The sequence below is a fragment of the Dyella sp. 01N36 genome, assembly GCF_056399745.1.
The window spans coordinates 1-6,171 of sequence record NZ_JBFTRY010000195.1 but is presented as its reverse complement, the minus strand read 5'-3'; the positions used below and the strand labels follow the sequence as shown (position 1 = coordinate 6,171).

Here is a 6,171-nt window from a genome sequence, read left to right as displayed (position 1 = left end):
GATGCACCCAACAATCCCACCCTCAGTCTCGCAATGGCCAATAAAGCCTTTCCATTTTCTGAAACCCCTAATGCCAATTACTACCTTTGACAGGTATGCAATTGCATTTGCTTTCGCTTATTTTGCCGAAATAGCAAAAAGAGACAGGGGGTCTCATGAAACGTCTATTCCTGGCTGCAGCAGCGGCCAGTTTGGCTGTTGCCTGCTCGGTCCCGCGGCAAGCCAAAGAGGGCGGCGCTCTGCCCGGTCAACATGTCGATCCGACCCAGCGCGTGCTCGTCCTCGCCATCAAGGATGGGCAAGAACAGGGCGAGCCAGTAGCGGCCGGCAGCGGGCAAGGCTTGGTTGACGCACTGCGTCGCTCACTAGCTGCCCATCAAGTGCCTCTATCGGTAACTCCAGATATGACGCTTGAGCATGGTTTTGCAGACGCGGAGCGAGGTGGGTTCACCTACGTGCTCAAAGGAACCATAACCCACTGGGAAGACAACGCCACGGCGTGGTCGGGCAAGGGCGACAAGCTCAACATTTCCACAGAACTCTATGACGTGCGCAGCAGGACATTGGTCGCGGCTGCGACGGACAAGCGCACAGCCACGGGCTTTACGATGGTGTCCGGAACACCTGATCGCTTCATGGATGAGGTGGCGAATGGTGCGCTCAGCCAAATCTATGGCTGGCCGACAAAGAACTAAGAGGGCCGATGGCCTGAGAGAACAAAGTCGGGTGCAGTTTTAAGCGGGTCGGTAGCGCGGCCGACCCTGCCAGAATTGTCCTCGGCACTTCTCCGACAACCCAGAGATCGGGTCAGATCCGGTCGCGAGCTCGAGGGGGTTTCCAATGAATCAGACGACCAGCGCGAAGCGTCTTGCGGTTGCGCTCAGTATTGCGGCCTTATGCCTCGTTCCGATACTTGGACTGGCTTGCGAGAGCGGGCACTGGGTCAAGTCGGTACAGGCTGACGGGAAGATTGTGATCCTCGAAGGCGGGAGCGTCTGGGAGATCGACGATAGCGACGTGGCCGATACCGCAACGTGGGTCCCAATGTCTGAAATCGTCGTTTGCGATGACAAGCTCATAAACACAGACGACGACGAAACGGTTGAAGCCACTCGCATTCGGTGACTCTAGGCGCTTACAGCGCTCCGTGTCAGTGAATGCTTGGCAGCTTCGTCGGTGATCGCCCGAATGCGGCGCATCGCCATGCTGGCCGATGCGCCGTAACGGTGATCATCGGAGGCGTGTGGTGTTCACTCGAGACTCGTCACCGAGCAGGCGGGCGTACTGCTGGAGACAGTAGATCGCCGTGCCCAGGCTGGCCGTGACGGCCACGGGAAGGGGCCATGGCAGCGGTCTGCCGGGGAATCCCCGCGCCTGCGCGTGGCGGCACTGCTCGCTGTCGACACGCAGGCGCGTGAGGGCGAGTACGGCCAGCGCGATGTCACCGCGAGTGCTATGGCGCAGGGTTTCGGGCCATGCCACAGACGTGGATGACGGGACGTGAGGCGGAGGAGTGAGGGTGTCGTCAGGGGGAACGGACGAGCGAATGCGTACCGTATGATCGCGGATAGCCATGATCAACTCCGATTAGTTGGTGATGGTTAGCGGGTCGTGGGTGTTAGACGCACTCACGGCCCGCGCCTCATGACCTGGTGGTCATGGTCACTCGCGAGGCCGTGCAATACGACAGCGCGAATGACTGACTGACCCTAACAAGCAGGGTTGGTAACGTCTGTCAGGGATCAGCGACATGCGTGTCCACCTGCGCGAGGCGGTGCGTGACGGCGTCAGGGCAACCGAATGTCAGCAGCATTCTTTTGGAGCACCTGAAGGTAGTGCGCGCGCTAGAAAACTTGCACGCTAGCGCATGAAATTGGGCCCACACCTTCTCACCAGGTCAAATTTCGGCGCGAAGGTCACTCCGAGACTTGGTGCCCTCTTGTTGGCGGCATTAACGTTGAAATATATCGCATATCGGGATACGATATACCATGATCAAGACCTTTGCGGACAAAGACACGGAGGCCCTGTTTGGCCGCTTAAGGATGCGCCGCTGGGTCAACATCGAAGCCGCCGCCCGAATCAAGCTCAACATGGTCAATGCGGCGACCACGCTGGAAGATCTCCGCTCGCCTCCCGGTAACCGACTCGAAGCACTGAAGGACGACCGCAARGGACAGCACAGCATCCGTGTCAATGCTCAATACCGCGTGTGTTTCAGCTGGAAGGATGGCGACGCTTACGACGTAGAAATATGTGACTACCACTAGGCAGAAGTCCATTCGCTTAAATCAGAGTATCGCGCTCGCACCAGAATAAGGCCGGAGTGAAAACCATGACCACCAAGAAAAAACTTCCTCCCATCCATCCCGGGGAGATCCTGCGCGGGGAATTTATGGAGCCGCTCGAACTCTCGGCGAATGCGCTGGCGCGCGAGCTTGGGGTGACGCCTACCCGGGTAAATGAGATTGCCAACTGCAAGCGGAACATTACGGCAGATACGGCGTTGCGCCTTGGTCGTTACTTCGGCACGTCGGCTGCGTTCTGGATGAATTTGCAGCAGCAGTTCGACATTGAAACGGCTGAGGATCAGTTGGGTGATGCGCTAGCCCATATCCATCCGCGCGCGGCCTGATCCGGTTGGTGTCCCAATCCCGGAACAGGAGACGGAAGCAGTCAAATCATCCCTCCGTTTTCTTGGCTCAGTACGCCCCGTTTCCCGGTGAAGCTTTGGCACCCAGGCACGCAACCTCAGTGCGGTAGCGGAGGTTGATCCACAGGGTCTCTCGTTGCGTGGTATTCAGTCGTCAGCCACATCAAGCCTATGCTGGTGTTTTGCAGCGACAAGGACCACGTCTGGGTCCAGCCTCCGTTCGTGATGCTGACGATGGCCGAGTCACCAACCCTGTAGCCGCTCGTCCCCGGTGTCCAGGGAGGGGGTGGCATGATCGGCGCGCCCATGGCGGCGACGCTGCCTTTGGTGGTGACCTGATGCACGACCTGGACGTGGATGCTGGCACCGAGGCTGTCGCTCGAGAGATTTGCCGGAGAGCCAACGCGATCGCCGGTGCGAGTTATGGCCTCAGTAAGCCATGCGCGGATCTGGTCGTATTCGGGCGATCCACGCGGAACATCGAACGTGTTGACGACTTTTCCATTTGAGACGACGTTGGAACTTGCAGGCGTGACCTGGGCTTTTACTGCAGTGATCGTTCCAAGGCAGGCTAAGCCTATAAGAATGACCTTCCTCAATTTCATCAAGCGTTCTCCTTGTCCAATGGTTGAGAGCACGCCCGAGGTATCGCCGTGACATCGCCAGCTGTGTTTGAACAACCAGAAACGAAACGGTACGGGCCCGCGGATTCATCGCGATGCTCGGGGGGACTTGGATGGCGAACGTCGAAAGGATGAAGCGAGGCACCTCGAGCGATCGGACAATCAATCGCTGTTGGGCTCGTGGTCAATCACAACCTTCGATTCTCTGCGTAGGTCGTACGATCGATCGGTGTAAGTGGTCGGCGCTACTTATTTATGTTGATACGCCAACCGACGATTTCGGGGCTCGAGAAATGGTGCCAGGGACCATTTGTCACCCATTCTTTTGGGCCGGCACTCTCGCCCCAAGCCACCAGCCCAGCGCCATGCTGCCCACAAGCACAAGCACCGACGCGTAGCCGCCACTCAACGACGCCAACGCAGGCCCCGGGCAGTAACCGGCGATGCCCCAGCCCATGCCAAACAGCAGCGCGCCAATGACCAGGCGTTTGTCGAAGCGTGTTGCATCAGGCACGTGGAATGCATCGTCGAACCAGGGCCTCGGACCGCTCCACACCCAGCGGTAACCAATGGCCGTTGTAAGCACGGCGCCCAACATCACAAACAGAAGACGGGGATTCCAGACGCCGGCGATGTCCAGGAATCCAAGCACGACGGCAGGGGAGGTCATGCCTCCCAGGCTGAGACCCAGGCCGAACAGCAGGCCGGCCAGCAACGCGATGCCAAGCTTCATGCGCCCAGGCCTCCCAGCAGATGTCGTATGACGAAGACGGTTGCCATGCCGGCGGCCACGAAAAGCGCCGTGGCCAGCAACGAACGTCGTGACAGTCGGGCGACGCCGCACACGCCATGACCGCTGGTGCAGCCACTGCCAAGCCGGGTGCCCAAGCCAACCAGCAAGCCCGCTGTCGCCATCCAGGGCCACGAGACCACGGGCGCGCCGATGGCGCTCTCGCCTTTCCACAGAAATAACAGCCAGGGCGCCGCAATGAGGCCGATCAGGAAAACGATGCGCCAGCCCCGATCCCGCGCGCCGGTCAGCAGGCTGCTGGCGATGCCACTGATGCCGGCAATGCGACCCATCGACGCCATCAGCAAGACCGCGGCAAGCCCGATCATGACGCCGCCAATCAACGAAGAGATCCAGGGGTGCATATCGGCACCGATCTTGGTGATTGCGATGGATCGAATATAGGCCCCGAGGGTTTCGGAATGCTAGTCGTCGACGTTTGGCTGGAAGGGCGAGTCAGGCTCTCTTCTCAACCAACGCCAATGGGACCCGACTCGGTTCGCAGGGTAGGGCGGCTTCCACGCCAAGAAGTGCACGCCGCCCCTGTTTCGCGAAGCAGCTCCATCAAGGTGAAGCGTCGGCCTTGGCCGTCTCACCACCACACCCAGCTGCAGGTGTCGTCTCGTCCGGCTTCACCGGCACCGACATCAGCGTGCCCCGCAACGTGCGCAGCAACATGCGGCCGCACTCTTGGGCAAGCGGTTGGCCGCGCTCCATGCGCTCTTCATGGCCTTCCATATACCTGACCGTCTCATACGGTTGCTGGCTTTTTGCTTTGGAGGCATCGGCAATGGCGATGTCCAGGGATGTCGCGAGCAGTTCGGCGCTTGCTTCGATGAGCGGGTCGCCCTGGTTCTGCATCCAATAGGACTGTATGTCCTGTTCCGGCCTGGCGGTGGCTATGACGCGAATGGTGTTGATGTATGACGCCTTCTTGCGTTCGTTTGGCGCGAAGATTTCCACCACGTCGTCCAGGACCAGCGTGGTCTGGTCCTGCGTCATCGCGTACTCCGGCGTGACGCGCACCCACCAGCCCTGGTGGTTGTCTTGTTCTTCGCGCACGGCCTCTCTGCCGGCGCCGACGGTGGCGAGCGACGCGCTGCGCCCCAGCAACGTGCCGGTGAGGAAGTTCTGCAGAACGGGCTGGTACGGATCGAGCACCTTGTCGGCGTCTTGCTGAATTTTTGTCTTCTTGGAGTTGCGGCTCGACTTTTCGATGGCGGCGTGGGTCAACACGGCCGCGAGCAGACCCACCGCGCTGGGCGCGGGATACAACATGGCGCCGGCGGACGTGCCGGAACGATCGAAGTTGGCGACGCCGCTGAAGGACACCCTGGTATCCACCGGCACATCAAGCGACCAGTGCAGTTCAGCGGCTGCCGGAACATTGGCAACCGGCTTCTCGGTCGCCACCGAGGTGCGTGCAAACGTGCAGGATGCAATGGCTAGCATGGTCGCGGCGACCATCAATGCAGAACGGTTCATTCCCCTCTCCCTGGGCGTAGGTCCAGTGCTCGATCGGAACCGGCGACGGATGCCGCCGGTTCACTATGGTTTGCCGATCAACCCTTGAACGGCGCGAGGAACTGGTCCTTGCCCTTTTCCAGTGCCTGGAAATAGGCATTGGTCAGGCCGGGGAACGACGGCGGCTCATCCCACTTGCCATCGGAGGCAATGCGAATGCCCACCGGCGAGTACCACTCGTAGGCGTTGGTGGCGAGGTTCACCTCGTAACCCAGTCCGGTCACCACGCCCATCGGCTCGCTGGTGGGGATATAGGCAGAGTAGCGGCGCTCAAACCCAACCTGCTGGATGTCGATGACAACCAGGTGATCGACCGAGTACTTCGCGCGCAGCGACGTGAAGACCTTCTTTGCAAGATCGGGTCCGCTGGTCTTGGCGCTGGGAAGCTTGGACACGTCGATGTCTTCATTGATGACGACGGCATCGATGACACGCTTGCGCAGAAGACTGCCAACGTCTTCCTTCAGTTTGGAAAGCCCTTCTTCGGGCAGCGAGTGCGAGTAAGTGGTGAGCTTGGAATTGGCCATCGACGCGGCGGCCATGCACAGCAGGCAGCCAGCGCCCGGCGTATAGACGTCCGA

The 6,171-nt window shown here is 60.0% G+C and carries 9 protein-coding genes; 4 read left to right on the top strand and 5 right to left on the bottom strand.

Annotated features, from left to right (window positions below; translation table 11 throughout):
* The first annotated feature begins 155 nt into the window (after window positions 1–155).
* The 4 genes from AC1DMG_RS18780 to AC1DMG_RS18765 all read left to right on the top strand — a co-directional run bounded on the left by AC1DMG_RS18780 (window position 156) and on the right by AC1DMG_RS18765 (window position 2,635).
* On the top strand, window positions 156–695 hold the full coding sequence (locus AC1DMG_RS18780) for a hypothetical protein (protein ID WP_477177863.1): 540 nt from the start codon (window positions 156–158) through the stop codon (window positions 693–695).
* Window positions 696–840: 145 nt separating this feature from the next.
* Complete coding sequence (locus AC1DMG_RS18775) at window positions 841–1,125, top strand: hypothetical protein (RefSeq protein ID WP_477177862.1); 285 nt, start codon at window positions 841–843, stop codon at window positions 1,123–1,125.
* 866 nt (window positions 1,126–1,991) lie between these two features.
* Window positions 1,992–2,270, top strand: a complete 279-nt coding sequence (locus AC1DMG_RS18770) for a type II toxin-antitoxin system RelE/ParE family toxin (protein WP_477177861.1) — start codon at window positions 1,992–1,994, stop codon at window positions 2,268–2,270.
* 65 nt (window positions 2,271–2,335) lie between these two features.
* Complete coding sequence (locus tag AC1DMG_RS18765; protein ID WP_046971697.1) at window positions 2,336–2,635, top strand: HigA family addiction module antitoxin; 300 nt, start codon at window positions 2,336–2,338, stop codon at window positions 2,633–2,635.
* A gap of 116 nt (window positions 2,636–2,751) precedes the next feature.
* On the opposite strand, the gene AC1DMG_RS18760 is transcribed toward AC1DMG_RS18765, so the two are convergent.
* The 5 genes from AC1DMG_RS18760 to AC1DMG_RS18740 form a co-directional block, all read right to left on the bottom strand.
* The gene (locus tag AC1DMG_RS18760) at window positions 2,752–3,258 is read right to left on the bottom strand and encodes a hypothetical protein (RefSeq protein ID WP_477177860.1); all 507 of its coding nucleotides are present in this window, start codon (window positions 3,256–3,258) and stop codon (window positions 2,752–2,754) included.
* Between the two features lie 331 nt (window positions 3,259–3,589).
* Window positions 3,590–4,009, bottom strand: coding sequence for a DUF6691 family protein (locus tag AC1DMG_RS18755; protein WP_477177859.1), 420 nt, complete (start codon window positions 4,007–4,009; stop codon window positions 3,590–3,592).
* Window positions 4,006–4,431 carry a YeeE/YedE family protein gene (locus AC1DMG_RS18750; RefSeq protein ID WP_477177858.1) on the bottom strand — a complete coding sequence of 142 codons (426 nt, stop codon included), beginning with the start codon at window positions 4,429–4,431 and terminating at the stop codon, window positions 4,006–4,008. Before AC1DMG_RS18750 ends, AC1DMG_RS18755 begins: the two co-directional genes overlap by 4 nt.
* A gap of 199 nt (window positions 4,432–4,630) precedes the next feature.
* The gene (locus tag AC1DMG_RS18745) at window positions 4,631–5,551 is read right to left on the bottom strand and encodes a hypothetical protein (RefSeq protein WP_477177857.1); all 921 of its coding nucleotides are present in this window, start codon (window positions 5,549–5,551) and stop codon (window positions 4,631–4,633) included.
* 77 nt (window positions 5,552–5,628) lie between these two features.
* Window positions 5,629–6,171, bottom strand: a 543-nt coding sequence (locus tag AC1DMG_RS18740; protein ID WP_477180890.1) for a hypothetical protein, incomplete at its 5' end; no start/stop codon positions are given.